This window comes from Acetobacter sp. P5B1 (genome assembly GCF_018811985.1).
Taxonomy (GTDB): Bacteria; Pseudomonadota; Alphaproteobacteria; order Acetobacterales; family Acetobacteraceae; genus Acetobacter; species Acetobacter cerevisiae.
Genome location: NZ_JACRVS010000014.1, coordinates 17,299 through 42,780, shown reverse-complemented (window position 1 = coordinate 42,780; position 25,482 = coordinate 17,299). Strand labels below are relative to the sequence as shown.

Annotated in this window: 20 protein-coding genes and 1 tRNA gene; 7 read left to right on the top strand and 14 right to left on the bottom strand. The window is 59.5% G+C overall.

What is annotated here, in order from left to right; genetic code table 11:
- Positions 1 to 119 precede the first annotated feature (119 nt).
- Complete coding sequence (locus KP703_RS09995) at positions 120 to 2,474, bottom strand: hypothetical protein (RefSeq protein ID WP_215754711.1); 2,355 nt, start codon at positions 2,472 to 2,474, stop codon at positions 120 to 122.
- Between the two features lie 185 nt (positions 2,475 to 2,659).
- Between KP703_RS09995 and KP703_RS09990 the strand changes: the two genes are divergently transcribed.
- Positions 2,660 to 2,815 carry a hypothetical protein gene (locus KP703_RS09990; RefSeq protein ID WP_156482826.1) on the top strand — a complete coding sequence of 52 codons (156 nt, stop codon included), beginning with the start codon at positions 2,660 to 2,662 and terminating at the stop codon, positions 2,813 to 2,815.
- Between the two features lie 141 nt (positions 2,816 to 2,956).
- Entirely contained in the window at positions 2,957 to 3,880 is a 924-nt protein-coding gene (locus tag KP703_RS09985; protein ID WP_215754709.1) for a LysR family transcriptional regulator, read from the top strand.
- 88 nt (positions 3,881 to 3,968) lie between these two features.
- Here the strand turns inward: KP703_RS09985 and KP703_RS09980 are convergent.
- The 4 genes from KP703_RS09980 to gyrA all read right to left on the bottom strand — a co-directional run bounded on the left by KP703_RS09980 (position 3,969) and on the right by gyrA (position 8,296).
- A tRNA-Lys gene (locus KP703_RS09980) sits at positions 3,969 to 4,044 on the bottom strand.
- Positions 4,045 to 4,383: 339 nt separating this feature from the next.
- Positions 4,384 to 4,878, bottom strand: coding sequence for a peptidylprolyl isomerase (locus tag KP703_RS09975; RefSeq protein WP_025825020.1), 495 nt, complete (start codon positions 4,876 to 4,878; stop codon positions 4,384 to 4,386).
- A gap of 44 nt (positions 4,879 to 4,922) precedes the next feature.
- A complete protein-coding gene (coaD, locus tag KP703_RS09970; protein WP_062249422.1) occupies positions 4,923 to 5,456 on the bottom strand; it encodes a pantetheine-phosphate adenylyltransferase in 534 nt (177 codons plus the stop codon).
- A complete protein-coding gene (gene gyrA, locus KP703_RS09965; protein ID WP_215754708.1) occupies positions 5,453 to 8,296 on the bottom strand; it encodes a DNA gyrase subunit A in 2,844 nt (947 codons plus the stop codon). Before gyrA ends, coaD begins: the two co-directional genes overlap by 4 nt.
- Positions 8,297 to 8,505: 209 nt before the next feature.
- Here gyrA and KP703_RS09960 point away from each other — a divergent pair, with 209 nt between their 5' ends.
- On the top strand, positions 8,506 to 8,691 hold the full coding sequence (locus tag KP703_RS09960; RefSeq protein WP_062142215.1) for a YqaE/Pmp3 family membrane protein: 186 nt from the start codon (positions 8,506 to 8,508) through the stop codon (positions 8,689 to 8,691).
- Positions 8,692 to 8,832: 141 nt separating this feature from the next.
- On the opposite strand, the gene KP703_RS09955 is transcribed toward KP703_RS09960, so the two are convergent.
- From KP703_RS09955 to truB, 4 genes are all read right to left on the bottom strand, one after another.
- Positions 8,833 to 10,251 (bottom strand): nitronate monooxygenase family protein, encoded by a 1,419-nt coding sequence (locus tag KP703_RS09955; RefSeq protein WP_215754706.1) that lies wholly within the window; start codon positions 10,249 to 10,251, stop codon positions 8,833 to 8,835.
- Between the two features lie 35 nt (positions 10,252 to 10,286).
- Positions 10,287 to 12,437 (bottom strand): polyribonucleotide nucleotidyltransferase, encoded by a 2,151-nt coding sequence (pnp, locus tag KP703_RS09950; RefSeq protein WP_215754705.1) that lies wholly within the window; start codon positions 12,435 to 12,437, stop codon positions 10,287 to 10,289.
- A gap of 306 nt (positions 12,438 to 12,743) precedes the next feature.
- Positions 12,744 to 13,013, bottom strand: coding sequence for a 30S ribosomal protein S15 (rpsO, locus tag KP703_RS09945; protein WP_025825010.1), 270 nt, complete (start codon positions 13,011 to 13,013; stop codon positions 12,744 to 12,746).
- A 24-nt stretch (positions 13,014 to 13,037) separates the two neighbouring features.
- Positions 13,038 to 13,955, bottom strand: a complete 918-nt coding sequence (truB, locus tag KP703_RS09940; protein WP_043549312.1) for a tRNA pseudouridine(55) synthase TruB — start codon at positions 13,953 to 13,955, stop codon at positions 13,038 to 13,040.
- Between the two features lie 217 nt (positions 13,956 to 14,172).
- Between truB and KP703_RS09935 the strand changes: the two genes are divergently transcribed.
- From KP703_RS09935 to KP703_RS09920, 4 genes are read left to right on the top strand one after another with little or no spacing between them, the layout of a single operon-like run.
- A complete protein-coding gene (locus tag KP703_RS09935; protein WP_215754724.1) occupies positions 14,173 to 15,342 on the top strand; it encodes an ABC transporter permease in 1,170 nt (389 codons plus the stop codon).
- Positions 15,343 to 15,344: 2 nt separating this feature from the next.
- Positions 15,345 to 16,127 carry an ABC transporter ATP-binding protein gene (locus tag KP703_RS09930; RefSeq protein ID WP_061490434.1) on the top strand — a complete coding sequence of 261 codons (783 nt, stop codon included), beginning with the start codon at positions 15,345 to 15,347 and terminating at the stop codon, positions 16,125 to 16,127.
- 6 nt (positions 16,128 to 16,133) lie between these two features.
- Entirely contained in the window at positions 16,134 to 17,090 is a 957-nt protein-coding gene (locus KP703_RS09925) for an MlaD family protein (protein ID WP_062142219.1), read from the top strand.
- Positions 17,087 to 17,680, top strand: coding sequence for a membrane integrity-associated transporter subunit PqiC (locus KP703_RS09920; protein WP_252353993.1), 594 nt, complete (start codon positions 17,087 to 17,089; stop codon positions 17,678 to 17,680). The genes KP703_RS09925 and KP703_RS09920 overlap by 4 nt, the downstream gene beginning before the upstream one ends.
- 29 nt (positions 17,681 to 17,709) lie before the next feature.
- Here KP703_RS09920 and KP703_RS09915 read toward each other — a convergent pair whose 3' ends face one another.
- From KP703_RS09915 to KP703_RS09900, 5 genes are all read right to left on the bottom strand, one after another.
- Positions 17,710 to 19,305 (bottom strand): glycosyltransferase, encoded by a 1,596-nt coding sequence (locus tag KP703_RS09915; protein WP_215754704.1) that lies wholly within the window; start codon positions 19,303 to 19,305, stop codon positions 17,710 to 17,712.
- Between the two features lie 74 nt (positions 19,306 to 19,379).
- Positions 19,380 to 20,630, bottom strand: coding sequence for a hypothetical protein (locus KP703_RS09910; RefSeq protein WP_215754702.1), 1,251 nt, complete (start codon positions 20,628 to 20,630; stop codon positions 19,380 to 19,382).
- Positions 20,631 to 20,716: 86 nt separating this feature from the next.
- The gene (locus tag KP703_RS15645) at positions 20,717 to 21,193 is read right to left on the bottom strand and encodes a glycosyltransferase (protein ID WP_252353992.1); all 477 of its coding nucleotides are present in this window, start codon (positions 21,191 to 21,193) and stop codon (positions 20,717 to 20,719) included.
- A complete protein-coding gene (locus KP703_RS09905; protein ID WP_252353991.1) occupies positions 21,156 to 23,615 on the bottom strand; it encodes a glycosyltransferase in 2,460 nt (819 codons plus the stop codon). Before KP703_RS09905 ends, KP703_RS15645 begins: the two co-directional genes overlap by 38 nt.
- A gap of 49 nt (positions 23,616 to 23,664) precedes the next feature.
- On the bottom strand, positions 23,665 to 25,452 hold the full coding sequence (locus tag KP703_RS09900; protein ID WP_215754701.1) for a tetratricopeptide repeat protein: 1,788 nt from the start codon (positions 25,450 to 25,452) through the stop codon (positions 23,665 to 23,667).
- Between the last annotated feature and the right edge of the window lie 30 nt (positions 25,453 to 25,482).

Sequence of the window (25,482 nt, the reverse complement as noted above, 5' to 3'; positions counted from 1 at the left end):
GATCGCCCCCTTGGGCCAAGAGCGCGAGTAACTAAGGACTCGTGTCCCCCATGACAAGCTTTATCTCGTTCACATCCGATTTTTTTCTAAAAACCGTCACAAAACGGCTCAAGCCCTTCTCAATGCGCAGGGCTATGGGCCTTGATGCTCCGTATCTGCATAGCAAGCAAAGCATCCCGCTCCCGGCCCAGCGTGCGGCCAGCCAGCCAGTCCTTCAGGCGCAGCAGCGTTTCCGAATCCCCCGCCGCAGCGGCATCGGTCGCCAGACGCAGGGCCAGAGCGCGTTGCGGCTCCGTCAGAACGCCCTCTTCCGGCAGGCCGCGCGTGGCCAGACGACCGATAACCAGCACCGCCTCCGGCCAGCGCTTTTCCGATTCATACAGTTTTCCACGCAGATCCAGCCCGGCATCGGTTTCATCCTGCGCCAGCAGGGTCAGGGCTTTGGCGGCGTCTCCGCTCTCAGCCGCCAGACGGGCGGCATCATACGCGCGTTGTGTGGCCAGATCATCCGGCATGGCGGGAGCTGTGGCCCGCTCAAGCGCTCTTTGCGCCAACGCCGGGCGGTGGGCCTGCAACCCGGCTTGCGCCAGCAGATCTTCCGCCTCGGCCCGCGCAACCGGGTCCGCCAGCATGGCAGCGGCCTGAGCAAACGCCGTGGCAGCGGTGTCCGGCTGGCCGGCCTCCAGCAACAGGCGACCATATCCAAGCAGTAATTTCGCCTTTCCGGCCCCATCCTCCACAAACCGCAGATGAGACGCCACCAGCGCAAAACGGGCAGAAGCACTTAAAGGCGTAGAGTTTGCGGCTTGTGCGGTAAGGCTTCTGGGGGCTCCCTCCGGGAAAATCAGCGCCTTCAGGGCCACCTGATACGCCGCAGCCAGCACATCCTGCGGGGCATCCGGCCCAGCCTGCACGCTATCCAGCACCGCCAACGCCGCCTGTGGCTGGCCAGCAAGTGTCAACGCATGGGCCTGCCCGAGCCTGATGGTGGCTTTCGGCCCGGTGGGGAGGGCTGCGGGCTGGCCATCATTCTCCAGCAATTTGCCATAGGCTTCCGCCGCCATAGTGGGGGCAATCATGTCCTTATCCAGCATCAGCGCCACCAGCGCCGCACGGGCATATGCCGTGGTCTGGCTGGACGAGGAGGCCGTCAGATTTTCCAACGCCACACGGGCGGTTTCCGTCTGCCCCGCCCGCGCCTCTAACAGAGCGCGTGGGAGATCATAGGCCGTATCATCAGGCAGAGTTCCCAGCAGATCCACCGCAGCTGCATCGCCAAACCGAACGACATAGGTCGCGACCTGCGGCAGAATCAGCGCACGCACTACGGCCGGGTAGGCTTGCAACTGCGCAAACCCGGCCGCCAGCAGAACCGAGGCGTTCTGGCTGTTCTGGCCCGTTTGCATCAGATACAGGCCGCGCCAGACGCGCGTGGCCGGAGCATCGCCAAACTGCGCGTCATTCAGAGCCTGCGCCTGCCAGATGCGCCCTGCCAGCAGAGAGGCGGCCGCTTGCAGAAATGTTTGCGCTGTTTTTGTCTTCTCATCCCCCGCAGCCTCATCTGGCGAAGGAACTGCCTCCAGACTTTTCAGAGCCTGCCAGGGCTGGCCTGCGGCAAACGCAGTCTGTGCCACCGCAAGACGCGTGGAGGGCTTACGGCCATTTCCGATATGAGAGAGGCCCAGCCAGTCCCAATCCTGCCCGTGAGGATCTGTTTGTGCGGTATCAGCCGCTTGCCCCACCGGCAGAGGATGCAGCGCAACAGCATCCAGCACCGCTCCCTCCGCCGTGCTGCGCAACGTGATCTGTCTGGAATCGGCGGCAATCACCACGCCTTCCAGCGAAGGCCGCACGCCATACCCCACACCTTGCCGCCCCTGCGCTATGCCCCCACTCCCCACACGAGACGTCGCAATCAGCAAACGGCCACCAGATGCCGGATCAGGCAGAGCAATAATCCGGCCAGGCTGTTTTTGCGGAAAAAGCACAGCCCCCGGTTTGAGCACCTGTGCGACGTGGGAGGTCATACCGGATGAGGAGCCGGAACGGGCCGACAGATCACCCTGCAAAACCCAGCCATCAGACTGGTGGGACAGCGAAAGCTGCGGATGGGAGGGTAAATGCAGGCGGATAAGGGTGGCCGTATCCAGCACCGTGACATCCAGACTGGAAAACAGACCACCGCCGCCAGAAGCGTGCGCCAGAGCCGGGACGGGCCGGTCTGCCACCACCACAAAATCCGGCCCGGACCAGAACGCGGCCACGCCGGTTTGCGCATCAAACGGCAAAAACAGACTGGCGTGAGAGGCATCACCCTCCTGCGGGGTCAGCCCGTCATGCAGCACCGGCTGAACAGGGGCAGCATGCAGACCATCCACCCCGCCTGACGCAGCAAACACGGCGCGCGGCGCCAGCAGACCAACCTGAGGAGCAAGGGCCTGCGTCAGTACAAGGCAGGTGGCAATCCTGCGCATCCTTCTGTTTCCCGACACGCGCTTTCCAACACTCCCTGCATGGTCCGCCAGCATGGCAGGACATGCCTCTTTTTTTGCATCATTCCGTGGGCCTGACAAAGAGCAAAGGTGATCGCCCTGAAAAACAAAAAGAATGCCGCACAGTTGCCTTTATTCGCTTTGAATATTTTTTGATGGAGGGTCTCATGAAACATATTCTTTTTACGCTGTGCCTTATTGCTCCGCTGATGCTTACCAGCTGCGCGGGCGGCCATTATCACCACCGCCACGACCACGGGCCGCGCCCGGACTGGAACAACAACAGCCATAACCATCCGCCGCCACGCCCCATGCTGCGCTAACAGCGCTTAAGGCATACGAGCACCCGGGCGATGGTCTGCGCCGCCGCCCGGGGCTTGCGCCAAAGCATCAGCCGGGGAAAACTGCCCTGACTGCACGCCACAACGGGTGCGGATGTGCTGACCTTTAGCCTGTGAGTTTTTATGCTGGACCGCATTACAAGCATGCAGGTTTTTGTAAAAGTTGTTGCAACCGGCAGCTTTACCGGAGCAGGCCGCGCCCTCTCCCTTTCCCAGACCATGGTGACCAAGCACATCAATGCGCTGGAAACGCGGCTGGGCAGCACGCTTTTTCACAGAAGCACGCGCAAGCTCTCCCTGACGGAAGCCGGACGCCTGTTTCTGGATGGCTGCCAGAAAATTCTGCCTGAACTGGAAGAAATTGAGCAAACCGTCACCGAGCAGCGGCGCGAACCGCGCGGCCGCCTGAGGCTGAATGCGCCGGTTTCCTTCGCCATCCGCTATGTGGCCCCGCTCCTGCCGGAATTTAGCCGCCTGTATCCGCTGGTCACGGTTGAGCTGGGCGTGAATGATCGCACGGTTGATCTGATTGAAGAAGGCTGGGACCTGACCTTGCGGATCCGCTCGCTCACCCCCAGCAGTCTGCGCGTCCGCAAGCTGGCCGATATCCGCATGGTCGTCTGTGCAGCCCCGGCCTATCTGGAACGGGCCGGAACCCCGACCACACTGGCAGAGCTGAGCCAGCATGCCTGTCTGGGCTACACGCTGGGCGAGACCACAGCCAGCGCCTCACGCTGGAATTTTGGGAAAGATGGCGAAGACGCCGTGGCCATTTCCGGCCCGCTCTGCGCCAATAATGGCGATGTGTTGCGTGAGGCCGCCATTGCCGGGCAGGGGATAGTTTATCAGCCCACCTTTATTGTGGCCGATGCTCTGAAGACTGGCAGCCTGAAAACCCTGACACTGGACGTGCCGCCAACTCCGGGGCCGCCACTGCACGCAGTTTACGCGCCCGGCCTGACCACACCGCTGAAAGTGCGCGCCATGATTGATTTCCTCGCCGCCCAGTACGGCCCGGTGCCGCCGTGGGACAAGGAAATTCCCTGAACCTATAGACGCACTACGGGTCAGGCGTTTTTTGCAACGCTGCTTTATAGTATTTGAAAGATTGGGATTTTCTGGAAAGAAAAAGCAATGGTGAGCCGGGAGGGACTCGAACCCTCGACCATTCGATTAAAAGTCGAATGCTCTACCAACTGAGCTACCGGCTCACACCATTGGTTCACAAACCATCGCGGCAGCCTGAACTGCGGGACGTGTTTGCTGGAGGCTGTCTAAACGGATCATTCCTATTGTGTCAAGCGATGAGACCCCATTCTGGCAAGAAAATAGGATTTTTCCTCTCATTTCAGCCGCGGAGGCCATGCTTTGACCCTGCTGACTGCCCTATGCGGCCATGCCTGCGTGGGCCATTTTGGCGGCTGCCCACCCTGAAACAGCCCGCTAAAAGAGTCCTCTGAGTGCAGGCCTCCGGCCACGCAAGAACGCATAAAAAAACGCGACCTCCGGAGAGGCCGCGCTTTTCAGACATCAGAAACAGGTTTCTGAAATCAGGCGTTTTCAGCAGAAGCCGGACGCATGCTTTTGATCCGATCGGGATCTTTCACCATGCCGGAACCGCCGGAACCACGCTTGATTTTGTCGATATGTTCCATGCCTTCAATCACATCGCCCACAATGGTGTACTGGCCATCCAGATGCGGGGACGGTTCGAACATGATGAAGAACTGGCTGTTGGCGCTGTTCGGGTCAGACGTACGGGCCATCCCCAGCGTGCCACGCAGGAATTTGGCATCCCGCGTGAATTCGGCCTTCAGGTCCGGCAGTTCACTGCCGCCCATGCCCGTACCCGTCGGGTCACCAGCCTGTGCCATGAAACCGGAAATAACGCGGTGGAACGGCACGTTATCGTAAAAGCCCTGAGCAGACAGCGTACGGATACGCTCAGCCGCCAGAGGAGCAATGTCCGGACGCAGGCGGATGACCACGCGGCCTTCGGGGACATCCATATAAATCAGATCGTTTTTATCTGTGTCGGCAGTCATAAAACTTCTCCTTGAACACTTTGGTAACAGTGCCTGAGGCTCTGTTACCCCGCCGCCCGCGCCTTAAGCCGGGCGAGCAGGCGTTTTTGGGTGCCGGGGGTCACAAATTCGGAAATATCCCCGTGATACCCGGCAATTTCTTTCACAAGACGTGACGAAATAAACTGTGTTCGTTCAGACGCCATGAGAAAAACGGTTTCAATGCCCGGAGCCAGACGGCGGTTTACGCCGGACATCTGAATTTCATAGTCAAAATCCGTCAGCACCCGCAGGCCCCGGAAAATGAGGGACGCGCCATGCGCCTTGACTGCTTCCACCAGCAGGGAATCGAAGGAGACCACTTTCAGATCTCCCCCCACCCGTTCAGCAATAGCTGGCAGGGCTTCTTCCACGCAGGCCACCCGCTCTTCCAGCGGCATGAGCGGATTCTTGCCCGGATTTTTCGCAACGCCGATCACCAGACGATCAACCAGCCGGGCTGCACGCTCGATCACGTCCAGATGCCCGGTGGTCACGGGGTCAAACGTCCCCGCGTAAAAGCCTATGCGCCGAGGGGTGGCACATACGCCCTCACTCATGCGTCGTCACCGGATGGTGCGCTGCCTTCCTCTGCGGGGCCAGCCTGCGGCGCTTCACCAGCCGCCGGGGCGGAAGCCGTCCCTTCGACGATATCCGCATCGCCCTCTTCTTCATCATCCATCACCGGGAAGACGCTGGTAACGCGCTCATCCTCATTCAGGCGGAACAGCATGACACCGCTCGCCTGACGGGACATGACACGCACCTGATCAACCGGCACACGGATCAGGCGGCCAGCATCGGTCACCAGCATGACGTCCGTGCCATCCAGCACCTGCAGGGTTGCCGCAACTTCCGTCCCGCGCTTGTTGGCGGAGAAAGTCATGTTGGTAATGCCCTGCCCGCCACGCCCGCTCACGCGGTAATCATACGCGGAAGACCGGCGACCAAAACCGCCATCGCTTACCACCAGCAGAATTTCTTCCGCAGATTCGAGCTGAGCAAAGCGTTCGGGCGTCAGCAGTTCCGTGCCGGATGCGGCTTCATCCTCATCCGTCGCAACGACTGCGTTTTCGGACTCATCCTCACCCTCGGCAGCACTTTCAGCGCGGCGTTTGGCGTTGGCCATCCGCAGGTAAGCCGAGCGTTCTTCCACTGTCGCCTCAACATGGTTGAGGACTGCGAGGCTGATAACTTCATCCCCTTCCGCCAGACGGATACCGCGCACGCCGGAAGACCCACGGCCCGCGAACACACGCAGCGTCTCGTCCGTAATCTGGAAGCGGATGCAGCGCGCCTTGCGGGTGGCCAGGAACACATCCTGCCCTTCCCGACAGGTCGCAACACCAATCAGGCTATCGCCTTCATCCAGCTTCATGGCGATGAGGCCGGAAGAGCGGATGTTGCGGAAATCGCTCAGGCGGTTACGACGCACGCCACCACTTGCCGTCGCAAAGACGAGGTGCAGGGATTCCCACAGCTCCTCATCATGCGGCAGCGGGAGCACGGCCGTAATGCTGTCCGACCCCAGATCCGGCAGCAGATTGACCAGCGCACGACCCTTGGCAGTCGGGCTGGCTTCCGGCAGACGCCACACTTTTTCCCGATACGCCTTGCCACCAGAGGAGAAGAACATCACCCACTGGTGCGTATGCGCATTAAAGGAGCGGACCAGAATATCATCACCACGCGTCCCGGCGCCGGTGCGGCCACGGCCACCCCGGTTCTGAGCGCGATACACATCCAGCGGGGTGCGCTTGATGAAGCCTTCCCGCGTGATGGTGACAACCATCTGGCCGGGTTCGATCAGGCTTTCATCATCCTGATCACCAGCATAATCGGAAATCTCGGTCGCGCGCGGCGTGGCCAGCTCGGCACGAGCCGCCATCATTTCCTCGCGCAGCACTTCCATACGGCGGATGTGGCTGCCGATAATTTCCAGCAGTTCATTGATGCGGACAGCAACGTCAGACAGTTCGCCCTGAATCTTGTCGCGCTCAAGCCCGGTCAGACGCTGCAGACGCAGTTCCAGAATACCGCGGGCCTGCGCTTCCGTCAGACGGACCTTACCATCAATAATCTGGTTGCCGTCATCATGGATCAGCGCCAGCAGCGGCGCGACATCCCCGGCTTCCCAGTTTGCTGCCATCAGGGATTCACGCGCCGTGGCAGCGTCCGGGGCGGCACGGATCAACGCAATCACCGCATCAATATTGGCGACGGCAATCACCAGACCAACGAGGATATGCCCGCGATCACGCGCTTTATTCAGTTCAAAGCGGGAGCGACGCAGAATGACTTCTTCACGGAAGGCGATAAACGCCTGAAGAACGTCTTTCAGCCCCATCAGGCGCGGCTTGCCGCCATCCAGCGCCAGCATGTTCACACCAAAGGAGGTCTGAAGCTGGGTGAAGCGATAAAGCTGGTTCAGCACCACTTCCGGCGTGGCATCGCGCTTGATTTCAATGACCACACGCATCCCGGAGCGGTCAGATTCATCGCGAATGTCGGAAATGCCTTCAATCTGCTTGTTGCGCACCAGATCGGCAATGCGCTCCTGCAGGGTGGCCTTGTTCACCTGATACGGGATTTCCGTCACCACAATGGCTTTGCGGTCCTTACGGATTTCCTCAACCTCGGCGCGGGCGCGGATAATCACTGCACCACGGCCCGTGGCGAACGCGCTGCGAATCCCCGCACGCCCCAGAATGATGCCGCCGGTCGGGAAGTCCGGTCCCGGCACGTGCTCCATCAGCTCTTCAAGCTCCATCTCGGGCTTTTCGATCAGCGCGAGCGTGGCATCAATCACTTCCGACGGGTTATGCGGCGGAATGTTGGTGGCCATACCCACGGCAATACCGGTGGCGCCATTGATGAGCAGGTTCGGGAAAGCGGCAGGCAGAACCGTCGGTTCATGCTCGCTTTCATCATAGTTCGGCTGGAAGTCGACCGTATCGCGGTCAATATCGGTCAGCAGGAAGGTTGCAGCCTTGGCCAGGCGTGCTTCCGTATAACGCATGGCCGCCGGGCTATCCCCATCGACGGAGCCGAAGTTCCCCTGCCCGTCAATCAGCTTGACGCGCATGGACCAGGACTGCGCCATACGCACCATGGCGTCATAAATGGAGGCGTCACCATGCGGATGGTATTTACCCATCACTTCACCGACCGCACGGGCCGATTTGCGATAGGCTTTATCGTGCGTAAAGCCACTTTCGTGCATGGCGTACAAAATGCGCCGATGCACGGGTTTCAGACCATCGCGCACATCCGGCAAGGCGCGGCTGACAATCACCGACATCGCATAAGCGAGGTAGGAGGAACGCATTTCCTCCTCAATGGTGACGGGGAGAAGGTCAGAAGGTACCGGCGATCCCGGCTGGTCAGAAATCTCGGTCAAGGTCCATCCGTCTTGTCATGGCCGCGCACCCTGCCCAAACGCGGGGTACGCCTTAGAATTACTTGAGGGCAAACAGGCTGTTTCCCCTGTGTTTTTCTTCTAGCACACAAAGGCCGAGGCACCTAGGGCCGCGCTCCGGGCTTGTTTTCCGACCGTCGCCCCGTCATCCTGCCTGTGACTGGCTTTTATACTGCCTACAGGAGATTTTCATGCGCCTTCTTCTTGCTCTGCTGCTGCCCTGGCTTCAGTTCTTCACCATCGGTCGGCCTTTTGCCGGCATTATCTGCCTGATCCTGCAGGTTACCATTATCGGCTGGATTCCGGCGGCCATCTGGTCCGTCTATGCGCTCAGCCAGTACAAGACCGACCAGAAGATTGCCCGCTCCCGCCGGTAATACACGCTACCCTCGGACAGAACGGATACAAAAAAAGCCCGCCAGAGTATTTCTGACGGGCCTTTTTATAAGCACTCGAGATCATGAAACGTCCGGAAGGGAGGAAGAACTCCCCCCCCCCTCATTCCGGGAAAACGGGATTTAACGCCCGCTCATAATCCGTTCGATCAGCTGTGCCACCGTCGGCACAAAGCCGTTGGCGTAGAACGGGTCTGTTGCAAAGCGCCACGCATTGGTGCCGCCAAACATCAGATTGTGGTCCAGAATATCCGCCGCATCCGGCCCGCTGGCATGGGCCGCAGCCTGAAGCGTTTTCTGGATACAGAAGGACCGCGGGTCCGCCTTATGTCCGTTGCTGTAATCCGGCGCACGCTGGCTCCAGTTGGAGAACTTGCACTCGGACAGACAGCCCATGCACGCAACCTGATCCGCAATGATTTCCCGCGCCCGGTCAGGCGTTACAAAAATCAGCGTGGAATCCGGGGTGCGCATGGCTTCCGTAAAGCCCTGAGCTTCCCATCCGTGGATGCGCTGGAGATCTTCCTCCGTCACAAACACTTCGCGCTTACGGGCACCCACACCATAGGATGCACTATGGGCACCCAGCGCCTCCGGGGAGAACGCCACCTGCCGCTCTGAACGCCCGCGCAGTTCCTGCAGGAAGCTGTTGTTCACGGCAGAGGAGTAAAAGCCCGTGGGGGAGAAGCGGTTGAGATAGACGTCACCCTTTTTCAGGGTGAGCAGACGGTCTTTCCACGCCTGCGGGATCGGGCTTTCCTGCGTCAGCAACGGACGCGTGCCGAACTGGAACACAATCGGCCCCAGTTCCGGATTCCCAATCCAGTCTTCCCATTCTTCCAGACACCAGACGCCACCCGCCATGATAATGGGGGTTTCATCCAGCCCGAAGCTGCGCATGAGTTTGCGCAGAGCCGCCACGCGGGGGAACGGGTCTTCCGGCTGCAGCGGGTTTTCCGTGTTGGACAGGCCGTTATGACCGCCAGCCCGCCAGGGATCTTCATACACCACGCCGCCCAGCAGGTCGGACGTCTTGCTGTAGGCGCGCTTCCACAGGGCATTGAATGCCCGTGCAGAAGAGACGATGGGGTAGTAGTAAACCCCATATTCCGCAGCAATATCAGAAAGCCGGTACGGCATGCCCGCGCCACAGGTCACACCCTGAATAAGGCCTTTGGCCCCATCCAGAACGCCTCTGATCACGCGTTCCGCCGAACCCATTTCCCACAGAATATTGGCATGGATACGCCCACGGCCACCAGCGACGTCATGCGCAATCTGAGCCTGCGCAATGCCGCCTCGAATGGCGTAGTCCACCAGCTCTTCATGCCGGTCCCGACGGGTCCGGCCATGATAGATCTGCGGGACCGGGTTTCCGGCTGCATCGTAACTGTCCGCATTAACAATGGAGACCGTACCGGCCCCGCCCGCTGCAGCCCATGCTCCGGCTGAAACGCCTGTTGAAACGGAAACCCCCTTGCCGCCTTCTACCAGCGGCAGGACGTCCACGCCCCCCATGCGAACTGCGTTGATCGCCTTCATATCTGTCCTATCGTGTTGTCTGGCAAGCGCCGATCTTATTCAGCATCCCGACGCGGAGCCCGCGCAGGCTTGGCACCCACGGTTTCCGTGATGTCAGCACCCGTTTCCTGGTCAACAACGCGCATGGACAGCTTTACTTTGCCCCGGTCGTCAAACCCGATCACTTTCACCTTCACTTCGTCACCCTGCTTGACAACGTCAGTCGTCTTGCCAACGCGACCCTGCGTGAGTTCGGAAATGTGAACCAGACCGTCACGTGCGCCCATGAAGTTCACGAACGCGCCGAAGTCAGCCGTTTTCACAACCTTACCGTTGTAAACGCGGCCCAGTTCCGGCTCAGCCACAATGCCGGTGATGCGATCAATGGCTTTCTGGGCCTGATCGTCAGACATTGCAGCGATGGTGATGGTGCCATCATCTCCGATATCGACCTTCGCACCGGAGTATTCAACAATCTCACGAATAACTTTACCGCCAGAGCCGATCACATCGCGGATTTTTTCGCGCGGCACGGTCAGGGTGGTGATTTTCGGAGCCGTGGAGGACACGTCTGTGCGGCCTTCCGTCAGCGCCTTGCTCATTTCACCCAGAATGTGCAGGCGGCCATTACGTGCCTGACCCAGAGCGATCTTCATGATTTCCGGCGTGATGGACGTGATCTTGATGTCCATCTGCAGAGCGGTCACGCCCTGTTCGGTGCCAGCTACCTTGAAGTCCATGTCCCCGAGGTGATCTTCATCACCCAGAATGTCGGACAGAACGGCGAAGTCTTCACCTTCCTTGATCAGACCCATGGCAATACCAGCCACCGGGCGCTTCAGCGGAACGCCGGCATCCATCAGAGCCAGAGAGGACCCGCAGACGGTCGCCATGGAAGAAGAGCCGTTGCTTTCCGTGATTTCAGACACCACGCGCAGCGTATACGGGAATTCCTGACGGCTCGGCAGCAGCGGGTGGATAGCGCGCCATGCCAGCTTGCCATGCCCGATTTCACGACGACCCGGAGAGCCAATACGACCGCACTCACCCACAGAGAAGGGAGGGAAGTTGTAGTGCAGCATGAAGTTGGTGCGATATTCGCCCTGCAGCGCATCAATCACCTGCTCGTCCTGCCCGGTGCCCAGCGTGGTCACAACCAGCGCCTGCGTTTCACCACGGGTGAACAGAGAAGACCCATGAGCACGCGGCAGAATGCCGACTTCAGACACAATCGGACGCACCGTTACCAGATCACGCCCGTCGATACGCATGCCGGTCTTCAGCACAGACGTACGAACCACGTCGGCTTCCAGATCCTTCAGCATCGGCTTGGCGGCGTCCACGTCCAGCTCTTCGTCAGCCAGCTTGGCCAGAATTGCTTCCTTGGCAGCACCGATCTTTTCGTAACGCGCCTGCTTCTTCTTTTCCTTGTAAGCGTCAGCAATCAGCTTGCGGCCCACTTTGTCGATGCGGGTGCGGAGCTTCTGCGCTTCCTTGGAGACTTCCGGCAGGTCCCACGGTGCTTTTGCAGCGTGTTCAGCCAGAGAGATGATGGCTTCGATCACCGGCTGGAACGCAGCATGGCCAAAGGTCACAGCATCCAGCATCACGCCTTCAGACAGTTCAGACGCTTCGGATTCGACCATCAGCACGCCTTCTTCCGTGCCGGCGACGACCAGATCCAGATCAGCTTCAGCCATCTGCTCAAGGGTGGGGTTCAGGATGAACGCACCGTCCTTGAAGCCAACGCGCGCAGCGCCAACCGGGCCGAAGAAGGGAATGCCGGACAGCGTCAGCGCTGCGGAACAGCCGATCAGAGCCGGGATGGACGGGTCATTTTCCATATCGTGCGTCAGCACGGTGGCAATGACCTGCACCTCGTTGCGGAACCCTTCCGGGAACAGCGGACGCAGCGGGCGGTCGATCAGACGAGACACGAGGGTTTCGTTCTCGGACGGACGGCCTTCACGTTTGAAGAAGCCACCGGGGATTTTACCCGCAGCGTAGGCTTTTTCCTGATAGTTAACGGTCAGCGGGAAGAAATCCTGACCCGGCTTGACTGATTTTGCACCGACAGCGGTACACAGCACAACGGTCTCACCATAGGTGACAACCACGGCGCCATCGGCCTGGCGAGCAATCTTGCCCGTTTCCAGCACCAGCGGACGACCGCCCCATTCGATTTCTTTACGGTAGTAATTGAACATACAGTTCTGCCTTACATTTTACTCAAGGCCACACGAACAGGCGGGGGGAGAACCGAAGGAGCGGACAGCGCCTCGGACGGCATGGTGACTGGTGGCAAAACCACCCAGGCGCCATGTGGTCGGAAACGCCGTGGCCCGCCGGGATCATGATCCCGCACTCAGACCTGTGGCCATTATTATTCAGACGCGAGGACCAGCATGGCCTCCGCGCGTGGGGCTATCATCACACAATAGCCCGAAAAAGGGAAAGGGTGCGGCTTGCGGCATCACCCGGCAACCGCACCCTTCACGCCTTCAACTCTGGTCTTAGCGACGCAGGCCGAGACGACCGATCAGCGTTTCGTAGCGGCTCTGGCTCTTACGACGCAGGTAGTCGAGCAGGCTGCGACGACGACCAACGAGGATCAGCAGACCACGGCGGGAATGGAAATCCTTCGCGTGGGTCTTCAGGTGCTCGGTCAGGTTAACAATGCGCTCGGTCAGAATTGCAATCTGCACTTCCGGAGACCCCGTGTCGGTGGGGGTCGTCTGGTATTCACTGATAACTGCCGTGCGGCGTTCTGCGGTAATCGACATCACTGTCTCCATACAAAGAAGGTTCTAGAGAATCCGCACAGGACGCAGGAAGCCGTCTTCACGACGGCAAAGGCCCAGTACGCGCCCCCCTTCCATGGCCCGGATCGGTGCATCCTCATTATCAATCTGGGGGAGACGATCCATCAGATCGACAAGGCTGAGCGCCTGTCCGTGCAACAAGGACACTGCTTCGTCTTTGGTCAGGGCCACCGCCGGGATGTCGGCCAGCGCGGTCGAGACCGGACGCAGCAGCTCCGGTGAGGCATGGGGGTTGTCGTCGTTTAGGACAATTTTGTCCAGAACAATCGCATCAGCCTCCGTAAAAGGCCCCACGCGCAGGCGGCGCAGCGCGGTTATATGGCCCACAGTGCCGCAGGCCAGCGCCACATCACGCGCCAGCGCGCGCATGTACACGCCCTTGCCGGATTCGACCTCAAAGATCGCGGTATCCGCATCGGGCCGCTCAATCAGCTCAAACCGATCCACCCGCGCCGGGCGGGGCGGCAGTTCCGGCGCACGACCTTCACGCGCCATGTCATAGGACCGCTCCCCCGCAACCTTCAGCGCGGAGAACACGGGCGGCACCTGCATGATGTCTCCCGTCAGGGCCGGGAGAGCGGCGCGCAGCTCATCATCGGTCGGGCGCACGTCGGACACTTCTGTCACGTTGCCATCAGCATCGTCACTGTCCCGCGCTTCCCCCAGCTTGAGGGTGAAACGGTAGATTTTCGTGCCGTCCATAATGTACGGCACAGTTTTGGTGGCCGCACCAAAGGCCAGCGGCAGAAGGCCGGTTGCCAGCGGGTCCAGCGTGCCGCCGTGCCCGACTTTCTGCGCATCAAAAATCCGTTTGGCCCGACCCACCATCTGGGTGGATGTCACACCGGAAGGCTTGTCGATCACCAGCCAGCCATCCAGCGGGCGGCCGCGTCTGCGTCGCATGAAGAACTCCCGTCGTAAAATTCAGAAACCCGGCCAGAACACCGGTAAAGCATGGCTGCATCTAGCGGACCCGCTGCCCTGCCGCAATGGCTGGCGGACAGCCCACCGCGCGCCTTCCCTGCCGTATCCATGCAAGCTCTTCACCCAGAACATGGCCGCCACACCCACCGGCGGGGCTGGTCAGCCCGGAAACCGTGCCCTAATGTCGCCACACATCATGACCGATCCTACCCCCCACGCTGCCCCTCCGCATCCGGCGCAAACTCCTGAAAAACCTGTCTGGACGCTGGAAGGGGACTCCTCTGCCCCCCGCCTTGTGCTGCGGGGCACGTGGAGCGTGCAGGATGGCGGCATGGCCCCTTTTCCGCCCGACGGGCTGGCACAGGCGCAGAGCCACGGCACCCTCACGTTTGACAGCCAGGGCGTGAGCGGGTGGGATTCCGCCTTCATTGCCTTCCTGTGGGATGTGAAGCAGGCCGCAAGCCATGCCGGGTTGCAGTTTGACGCGCACGGCCTGCCCGCTTCCGCCCAGCGCCTGCTGGCCCTGCTGCCGGACGCCCCTGCCCCCAATAAGGCCGCAGACCGCAAGAAACCTCCCCTGCTGGAGCGCGTGGGCGATAAAAGCCTCAATGTGCTGAATGAAACCGGCACCGTGACGGAACTGGCGCTGGAGACGGCACAGGGTGCGTGCAAAACCCTGACGGGCAAAAGCGGGATGCGCCTGAAGGATCTGGCCACCGATATCTGGAACGCCGGCCCCTCTGCCCTGCTGATTGTGGGCGTGGTGAATTTTCTGGTGGGCGCCATTCTGGCGTTTGTCGGGCTGGTGGAACTGCGGCGGTTTGCGGCGGAAATCTACGTCGCCAATCTGGTGGGTATTGCCTGCGCGCGTGAAATTTCCGCCATCATGACCGCTATTGTCATGGCCGGGCGCACTGGCGGCGCTTATGCCGCGCGCATTTCCACCATGCTGGGGAATGAGGAAATTGACGCCCTGCAGGTGTTTGGCATTCCGGTGTCCAGCTACATCCTGCTGCCCTCCATTCTCTCCCTCGGGCTGATGATGCCGCTGCTGTATATCTACGGCACGCTCATTGCGATTTTCGGCGGGTTTGTCGTGTCCGTCAGCATGATGGACATCTCCCCGCTCGGCTATCTGAACACCACCTTTGAGGGTGTTTCCCTGACTGAGTTTGTGTTCGGCTTCGTCAAATCCTTCTTCTTCGCCAGCTTTATCGCGCTGGCCGCCTGCCGGGTGGGCCTGCGGGCGGGGCGGAGTGCAGCGGATGTGGGGATTGCCGCAACACGGGCCGTGGTGATTGGCATTGTGGGCGTCATCGCCATGGATGCCATCTTCGCCGTCATGGCCACCGTGCTGGGGATCTGAACATGAACGCAGCAGACACCATTATCTCCGTGCGGGATCTGGGCCTGTCCTTTGGCCCCAAGGTCATCCAGCAGAATGTCTCCTTTGACCTCAAGCGCGGTTCGATCTTTGCCGTCATGGGCGGCTCCGGCTGCGGGAAAAGCACCCTGCTGAAAAGCATGATCGGCCTTTTGCGCCCCACTGCCGGGCAGATTCTGGTCGGGCAGGAAGATTACTGGGCACAGAACGACAAGCGCCGCACGGAAATCAACCATCGCTTTGGCGTGCTGTTCCAGAGTGCGGCCCTGTGGAGCTCCATGACGGTGGGCGAGAATGTTGCCCTGCCCATGGAAATGTTCACGCCCCTGCCGCCGGATGTCATTCGCCGTCTGGTGGAACTCAAGCTGGGCTTTGTGGGCATGGAACAGGCAATTGACCTGATGCCCTCCGAAATTTCCGGCGGCATGCGCAAACGCGCAGGTCTTGCCCGCGCCATTGCTCTGGACCCGGATATTCTGTTTTTTGACGAACCCTCCGCCGGGCTCGACCCCATTACCTCCGCCCGGCTGGATGATCTGATCCTGACCCTGCGGGACGGGCTGGGGGCGACCATTGTGATTGTCAGCCACGAACTGCCAAGCCTGTTCGCCATTGCAGATGACGGCATTTTTCTGGATGCCAAAACCCACACACCCATTGCACGCGGGGCCCCCCGAGATCTGCGGGACCACTGCACCATTCCGGAAGTAATGGCTTTTATGAACCGTCAGGCGGAGATTTCCCCGACGGATGAGACGAAGGGCTGAACGTTCATGGCTGAAAGCACAAACCGTAAAACCCTGATCGGAGCATTTGTTCTGGGTGGTGGCGCGCTGGCGCTGGCCGTGATCATGCTGTTTGGGCATATGCGCTTCTTCGCGCCCTCGCGCGAGGCTGTGGTGGTGTTCCAGAATTCCATTACCGGTCTGGCTGTGGGGGCGCCTGTCAATTTCCGGGGTGTTAAGGTGGGATCTGTCAAAAGCATTACCCTGCGTTTTGACCCGCTGGACCGCAAAGCCTACATCCCGGTTGAGCTCACGCTGGAGCCGGACCAGATCCATATCGTGCGCGACGTGCCGGGTGGCACCAAGGTCAGCATGCAGGAGATGATTGCCAACGGCCTGCGGGCGGAACTGAATCTGCAGAGCTTTGTAACCGGGCAGTCCAATATCGAGCTGGATTTTGACAAATCCACGCCTGCCATTCTGCACCCGCGCATTACGGGTGAGCTGGAAATTCCCGCCCGCCTGTCCACCATGGAAAAACTGAAAGATACGCTGAGCGACCTGCCGGTGAAGGACATTGCCAGCCACGCCGATGCCACGCTCCTGTCTATCAAGACGCTCAGCGACAAGATGAACACGGACCTGCCGCCGCTGATTGCCAGCGTGAAAGTCACCACGGACCGCTCGCATGACACCGTTCAGGCTGCCACTGACGCCATTCGGGATCTTCAGGCCAAACTGGATGTCACGCTGCTGAAAATGGACAAGCTGCTGCAAACCAGCACGGACCAGCTGACCAACCGGGGTGCGGATGTGCATACCACTCTGGTCTCCGCCACCAAGACGCTGGATACACTCCAGACCATTCTTTCCCCGCGTTCCATTGACCGCGCCAATCTGGACGCCGCCCTGCGCGACATTGCCGCGGCTGCGGCCTCTCTGCGCGGGTTCTCCAGCGATGTTGAACGCAACCCGCAACTCCTGCTGATGGGACGCCGTCCATGATGCTCATCCTGCGCCGCCTCTCCTGCGCGGCCCTGCTTTCCGGCTGTGCGCTGCTGACCTCCTGCGCCTCTCCCCCGCTACGGCTTTACACGCTGGGGATGCCGTCTGATCAGGATGCACGGCAGCCGCATCTGTCCCCCCGCGCCACCACAATTGAAATCAGCCGCACGGTTATTCCGGATTATCTGGATTCGCAGGATATCGTGCTGCGGAATGGTGAAGAAATTGTGCGCAGCCCCAAATCTCGATGGGCCACACGGCTTTCTCTGGGCATTACGGATCTGATCACCAACCAGATTGCCGTCTCTCACCCCAATGAGCTGATTACCGACCAGCCGCTGGCGGATGCCGCAACGCTGCGTGTGCAGGTCAATATTTCGCGTCTGGATGTCGATGCCAACGGCTCAGCCGTAATGGACGCGAACTGGGCGGTCCTGCCGCAGGACCCGAACAAACCGCTGATCCGTGACCGGGTGCATCTGTCGGAAACCGGGGATGTCAGCAATGACGCCGCCATTGCCGCTCTGATGCGCAAGATGATTATCGAGCTGGCCAACCATGTAAATCAGTCGGTTCCGCCTCACGCCTGAACAGGCTGAGGAGGGAACGCGGTGGCGGATCAGGACGAAACCAGATCCGCCTTTTTCTTGCGGCCACCGGTGCGCGCTGCACGGGTAGTGCTTACCTTGGCAGACTTTGACACACGCGCTTCTGTTTGACTGGCACGCTCAGCGGTCCGCTTACTGGCACGGGTTGTCTTAGCCTGCACAGGGACTGACTTTTTTGCATCAGTGCCTTTTGTCGCAGCCGTTTTGCGGGCCTCCGGCTGCCGTGCTTTTGCCGCAGGCCGCCCCGCCTTTTTAACCGGCGCAGACTCGACAACCTTAGCGGCGGCTACTCTGGCGTTGCCGCTTGCCTTACGAGGCGTTGCTTTGGCTTTGCGAGGTGGTTTGCTCTGAACAGCCGCATCATGCTGCACAGAAGCAGGTTTATGCGCCGCAATCAGCCTGGCAATCAGCTCTTCATACTCGGCCAGATAGGTCTTCATGCACAGCGTCTGCTCGGCTTTCGCCCGCACCGCCTGCCGCATCTTTTTCGCGGTGCGCGTGTCGTTCAGCAGCTCCAGAACACCATCGGCAATCCGGTCTGGGTCGGTAAACGGCACCAGACGCCCGGTTACGCCATCTTCCAGAAATTCTTCAACCGGTGCCGTGGCGCTGCCCACAATGGCGCATCCAGATGCCATGGCCTCACGCAAAGACCAGGAGGCGACAAACGGATAGGTCAGATAGACATGCGTATCGGACCGCTGGAGCAGACGCAGAAAGTCCTCATAGGCAACCTTGCCCACAAAATGGACACGAGAGAGGTCAATCTGCCCGGCCAGTTCTGCCAGCATCTTCTCCCGCCATGTGCCAGACGGCAGACGTGCGCCGTAGCTGACGCCATCGCCCCCGACCATGACCACGCGAGCATCAGGCTGTTCCTTGAGAATGCGCGGCAAGGCCCGCATGAAAACATGGAAACCGCGATACGGCTCCAGATCCCGCGAGACATAGGTAATCAGCTTCTCTTTGGGAGAAACATGCACGTCCTTGATGCTGAATTTCCGGCGATACGCCGTGGGGTCCGGGCAGCACAGGTCCAGATCTACCCCTTCCCGCAGCACAGTAATTTTGTCCTGCGCCCAGTCCGGATAAGCACCTTTCTGGAATTCGGTTGGCGTTTGCCCGTAACCGGGTGACGTCAGCGCCTGCAGGTTGATGGCGTTTTTAGCCCGCACCAGCGGCATCATGGCGGGATTCACGGGGAATTCCGGGTCAAACCCGATATCGAAGCCCGGCCCTGTATGATAATAGAATTCAAAATAGCCCAGCACCGGCGCCTCGGGGAACACGTCCTGAATATTCAGGAGTTCACCCCATCCATGGTGACCGATGATGATATCCGGCTCAAACCCAAGCGTTTTGAGTGTGGTGGCCGCTTTTGCCACAGCATCCGCCCGCACCAGCCCGAGATCGAATTCCCGTGCACCCGGATGCGTCTGCTCCGTGGCATGACGGGGCATGCGGTAAATAACCCGGCGGACTCCGGGAATGAGATTGGCGTTATCTTCGCTGATAAAAACAATCTCGTGGCCACCGACCTGAACCAGATGACGCACGATATGGAGGTACTGTCCGGGGAAGTTCTGGTGAATAAAAAGATACTTCAAGGGATTACCTGTATTGTTATGCCACCACTTTCCCGGACAGGCCCGGTTTTTTCAAGCCGGGCCCAGGGGGATTTTTAACGCCGGGACGTTGGTTTACGCCCACGGCCACGGCCTGACGGTGCCGCCTTGGCAGGAGCTGCTTTAGACGCAGCGGCGGCTTTACGGGGCCGGCCGACTGGCTTTGCCGGTGCACGCTCAGAGACCGCAGCTTTAGCGGAACGCCCTTTGCCTGCAGGACGACCACCACGCGGCGCACGCGCAGGCTTAGCCGGGGGCAGCTCTTCTTCTATAAACAGTTCAAATTCTTCAGAATCGTCTGCTTCTGCTTCCAGTTCTTCAAGCTCTTCGAGAACTTCAGCTTCTTCAATCTCTTCTTCCAGAAGTGCGGCCAGATCTGCCGCGGCTTCTGCTTCAGCAGCGGCATTCCGCCCCTTGCCACCGCGACGCCCTTTACCCCGGCCGCCTTCTTCACGCGGCAGAATTTCCAGCAGGAAAGCTTCCAGCGGGGCAAGACTTGCCGTTTCAATCGGCTCACCCGTATCGACCGGCCCTACGCGGGTGCCATCGGTAAAGGTCGCCGTCACACGGCAGGTATACTTTTTGGCGGCTTTGCCTTTCAGGCGAATGCACAGGCCAAGAATAGGGAGCGCCATGCCGCGGCTGCCGCAATATTTGCCGCCTTCAACCCACGGAGACAGCCAGCCTTTACCCAGAACAGCCTGATACTCAATGTCGTCAGCGCCAATCATCTCAGACGGCGCAACACCGAAGCCTTCAATCCATGCATGGCTACCGGGTTCACCCATCCATTCCCCAACGCGGGACATTACATCCCCACGCCGCTGGATATGGGCGCCGATTTCGGCGGCATACGGATTAGAGGCGGCGGGTGCCGGAGCAGGCTGAGCCGGGGCGGCTGCCGCAGCCGGAGCAGGCGGGGCTACGGGCGCATGCTGCGCAACCGGGCCGGCATTGGCATTGTGGCTCAACTGCACAACCTGCAGACGCGGAGCATCATGCGGGGAACCAAGTTCCTGATAGACGGTAACCAGAACCTGAGCCGGCCCCTGCTGCACACGGATCAACGCTGCGCCATTCTGGCCGCCCAGCCAGCCATCCTCATCAAACGTCACGATGCTGATGTTACCCTCATCCCGCACTGGCGGCTGGGAAAGACGCACACCGGGCAGACCGGCTGCCGTTGGCGGCTGCTGCCCTGGTGCCAGAAACACGCAGAACAGGCCCGTCTGGAGCGTCATCAGATGGCCCGATACCTTGAGATCAGAAATCCGCTGGGGAGCAGGCGCCTGGGTAGTCTGTGACATTCAATTTCTTCCATCGTGACGATACAGGTAAACTGTAAATCAAAAAATCATGGGCCAGTAAAGAAATGGTTATTAGACAGACACATTCAGGCCCTCAATGCACCACTGCGTCCAAGCTGGAGCAATACGTCATTCAGACCTTCTTCTAAAAGATCTGCCTCTAAGAGAATACCCTGTTTTGTTGCCCGAATACGCTCAGCCGGGGCCCCAAGATCAAAAGCAGCCACCTTCAGGCCCGCTTTCCAGGCCAGCCCCAGCGTAAAACACCAGGTTTCCGGCCAGACAGACGGCAAAAACGCATAGTCCGCCTGCAAGGAGGCAATCAGCGGAACAGCCTCGTCTTCCTGATATTCCCCGGTGATAAAAACGTGACCGGTGCGCAGCAGAGTCTCATCATCAGGCGTATGACCAACGATCACAAATTCGAGCGGCAGGGCACGCAAGGCAGCATCCCGCGCTGCAGCCAGCAATACGTCATACCCCTTCTCCTTCCCGATCCCGCCAATGACACATACCCGGACGCGCTCACCCAAATTTAGCCGCGCGCGTGCGATAAAACGCAACAGGAACGTCTTCCTCAACCTTCCTGCCCAGCAATGCGATACAGGCTTCACACCCGGCAACGTCGGGCTCGCCGCAATACCGATCTTTCAGACCCATCAGAGAAATTCTCTGACAAAACCACATATAATCGTGAATATGGACAGTATAGGGACAGCCCAAAGCATCAGGCAGACCATACAGCATCGGGTTATGCCCGGCCATATGATGCACCTCCACACCCTCAGCGCCTTCCGCCTTTAAAAGGCGGGTCAGCAACGTCCACTCTTCCGGCAACCTAAAGCGGAGTGAGGCGTACGTGTCGGCATCGGCCAGCCCGTCTTCCAGCAGGCAGCCGCCACCTGTGGGACGCAGGATAAGGGGACGCAAACCCTGACGAGACAGGGCTTTCACCCGCTCACCCACCACACGCTCAACCCCGCCTCCATAATCATGCGTGACCAGAACGGTAGCCCGTCGCTTCCGGCTTTTCCGCCCGGACGTAGTCCTCTGCGGCGCACTGGCCCGAAAGCGCACAAGGTCAAACCGACGGCGCGCCTTAAACAAGGGATCTTTTTCAATCCATGCCGCAATCATCTCATGATAGCCGGGATGCAGGCGGTTCAGGATCGCCTCGTTGCGCCGCATCAGCCCCTTACGCGTTCCGCCGAACGAGGCTGAGCCAACATGGGCCACATACGCACCCAGAGCGGCCTGATGCCGCCAGCCCAAGGCGCGAGCGCGCATGCAAAAATCGTTTTCCTCACCGTAACCTTGCGCAAAAACATCGTCTCGCAACACACCGGTCTGCGCCAGACAATCATGCCGGATATACATGCAGAAGCCATTTGCTGTCGGGATTTCTGCCGCCTGTCCGGCATTGGCCGCCTGCGCCTGCGCCATAAAATCCTGCGTCTGCGCAAGGTCCGGCACAGAGTTTTTCTTGTCCGGTGAGGGATAGGACAAAATACTGGCATCATTGGAAAAGGGGGTGACTGTACCTGTCTCTTCCAACGCATAGGCAATGCGCCGCAGTTCTTCTACCCAGCCTTCAGCAACCAGCGTATCGCTATTCAGCAGAATGACATCGTACCCGGCCACGGCCCTCAAACCGGTATTCACTGCTGACGGAAAGCCGCAGTTCCGTGCATGCGTCAGAACCCGGAAACCAGCCTGCGCGGCCAGAGCCTCAACAGCCAGAACAAGGTCGGGATCTGGCGCCGCATCATTGACGATCACAACAGGGATTTTACGAGAGGAGATCGTCTGCCTGACGGATTCAAGACACGCCAGCGTACGAATTTTATCCCGATAGATCGGGATGACAATCGCCACATCTGCCTGCCGACCAGAAACCTGCGGCGTTGCCGTGACCTCATCCTGAACGGGAACAGGGACAAAGCCCGGAAAATCCTGACCAGTTTTAACTTTTTTCTTTTTCTCAATAGAGAACGTTTGGGCCAGAGCCTGCACGGCCTGTCTGGCGGAACGCCGTTCCAGCCCGACATCCAGCGGACTCCCGGCAAGGTCCCGCCCATCTGGCCCCACCACCCGCACGGGGCCATCCGGCAAACCCTCAGCTGGAAAAGCCAAAGCACGATAACGGGCCAAGGGCACATCGGAATTGACAGAATTACTGAAATTCTCTGCTTTTATCGTATGCAGGATTTTCCCTGTGCACACATCCTGTATCTGCACCACAGGAACACGATCCGCATCATGCGGCAGCCAGACCCAGCCGCTTAGCCCATCCGGCCCGGCTTCAACGAGCCCCTCACTCCGCGCAAGAGCTTGAGGCAGAATAGGATTACCCACCAGAAACGGTAGATCCGCTAGGCGAACGTCCAGAGACCTCACCTGCCTCCACCCGGACGGACACAGCCAGCCCGCTTTTTTACGCACTGCTTTTACGGGCTGACCATCCAGCCACACCACCGGTGTTTGTTTGGCAACAGCCCCGCCCAGAACAAGCGTGCCATCGCCCTGCAAGCCGCACCATCCTGCGAGACCATTCAGATGCGTGATTTTATCAGCCAATTTTGCACTATCGGGTGTGCAGGCAAATTGAGACAAAACCCGCCCCAACGCAGAAACTGCTGCACCACCGTTGCCGATCGCCTGCTGAAACGTCGCCAGAAGAACCCAGCCTTCACGAAAATCAAAGCGTTCCAGCAGAGAATTCAGAAGATCAATGGCACGGGCAACATCCCCAACAGCCTGACGCGCCAGCGCGAGTGCGAGCATGACATGGGGGTTATCCCGCGCCTGTCTGTTGGCACGCTCAAGCCAGTTCCAGGCTTCGGCCTCACGACCTGCCAGCCAGGCGTCGTTACCTTTCTGAAAGGTCGCCTGAGCCCGTGCACTGGCCCACTCTTCCCATGCGTCCCGATCTTCCTGAGTAACAAAACCAGAGCGCCCGCCCTGTGTCTCACCTGGCTGCGCCATCAGCAGACCTGCCCTCTGCTCACCGCTCAATACTCCTTATGACAGAGTATCAGCTGTCTGCTGGCAGAGGGGCTGTGCCTCCGGTACCAATACTTGCCAGTTCCGCACTGGCCTGCGCCAGATTTTTTGCTTCGGCTTTCCGGTACCACACGCGCGCCTGTTCCAGATCCTTTTCGCCACCGAGACCATTGGCATAGTACCGCGCAATCATGAGCTGGGCTGCAGGGTGATCCTGTTCTGCTGCTTTGAGGAACCATTCCCGCGCCAGCGCCCGGTCTTCCGGCACATCATGGCCACCGCCATACAAGGCAGCGACGGAGAACATCGCCGAGACCGTCCCATTTTCCGCAGCCTGTTTGTACAGACGTAGCGCCTCCGGATGATCTTTAGGACCGCCTACTCCGGTCACCAGCAAATCAGCATAGGCAGTTTCGGCTTCTGCCATACCCGCTTCTGCCGCTTTCTGGATCCACGCCCGACCTTCTTCAGGGTTTCGTGTAACGCCACGCCCCTCCAGCAGCATCTTCCCATACCAGTACTGGGCATTGACGACTTTTTCCGCTGCTTTATGCAGCCACTGCAGGGCCTCTTCCTCGTCACGCTCGACGCCGACGCCCTGCGCCAGACAGACACCAAAGTTAAAGGCGGCCAGCAAGTCGCCTTCTTCGGCGGCATGCTTATAGAACTCCATAAGAGCCCGTCCGTCTTCTTTGGGGGCTTCTCCTTCCAGCACCAGATTAGCCAGATCAGCCGTAGCGTGTTTGTCACCCTGCTCGGCCGCAAGTTTGAACCAGTAGGCCGCCGCTTCCGGATCTTTCGGGACGCCGACACCTGCCGTATAAATCGCGCCAAGCGTGTGGCTTGAAGCCGCATGTCCGAGCTCAGAGGCAAAACGATACCAGGAAATGGCTTCTGCATAGTTGGGGGGCAGATCTATCCCGCGCCCATACCAGTCACCCAGAATGGCCGCCGCTTCTGCGTCGCCCGCCAGAGCGGCTTTACGCAGCCAGCTTTCACCGCGATCTCTGTTCCGCTCAATACCTTTACCCGCCATGAGGGCAATGCCGTATTTTGCCTGCCCACCACGGACATTTTTCTCAGCAGCTTTTCCGAAATAGGACGTGGCGAGTACATAATCCTGCGGAACACCTGTGCCGCGCTCGGTCATCACGCCCATCAGATACAGCGCTGTGCCCAGACCGCCATCTGCGGCCTTCTGCAACTCGACTGCCGCCTGAGCATATTGATCGTATGTCTGCGCATCTTTGAGGGCCGCAAGCCCCAGTCCCAGATGCCCTTGCAAACATCCGGCATCGGATGCCTTTTGATACCACAGCAGAGCCTGTTCCGGATCGCGAATATCCTCAGGACCTGCACTCAGGATATAGCCATACAGAGCCTGCGCATCCATATCACCGGCTTCAGCGGCCTGCTTCGCCCAACGGGCAGCTTTGTGATAATCCGGCTGAGGCTTTTCGCGCTTTTTATAATCCTCAAAAACGGAAGAAAGGCTCTCTCCTTCTTCAACCTCTTTGGGAAGACCATGGAGATACAGTGTGGCCAGAATAAAGGCAGCTCTGCTCCAGCCTTTGAGGGCCGCCCGCCGGGTCCAGCGCGCCCCTTCAATCAGGTTAGGCGGCGCACCCTGCGCATTCAGGTAAGCTTGCCCTACCAGGAACTGCGCTTCTGGCTGCCCTTCTCGCGCAAGAACTGTGAGGATGGTAAAAGCTTTAGTAGCTTCCCTCTGCTCCAGCAAAGTCTTAGCTTGGGTCAGCCGGCTATCAACCGGCACTTCAACACCGTGCTTGAATAGCCTGCTAATCAGTTTCTTTAGCAAAACACGCTCCTTCCCTGAAGCAGATTAGCC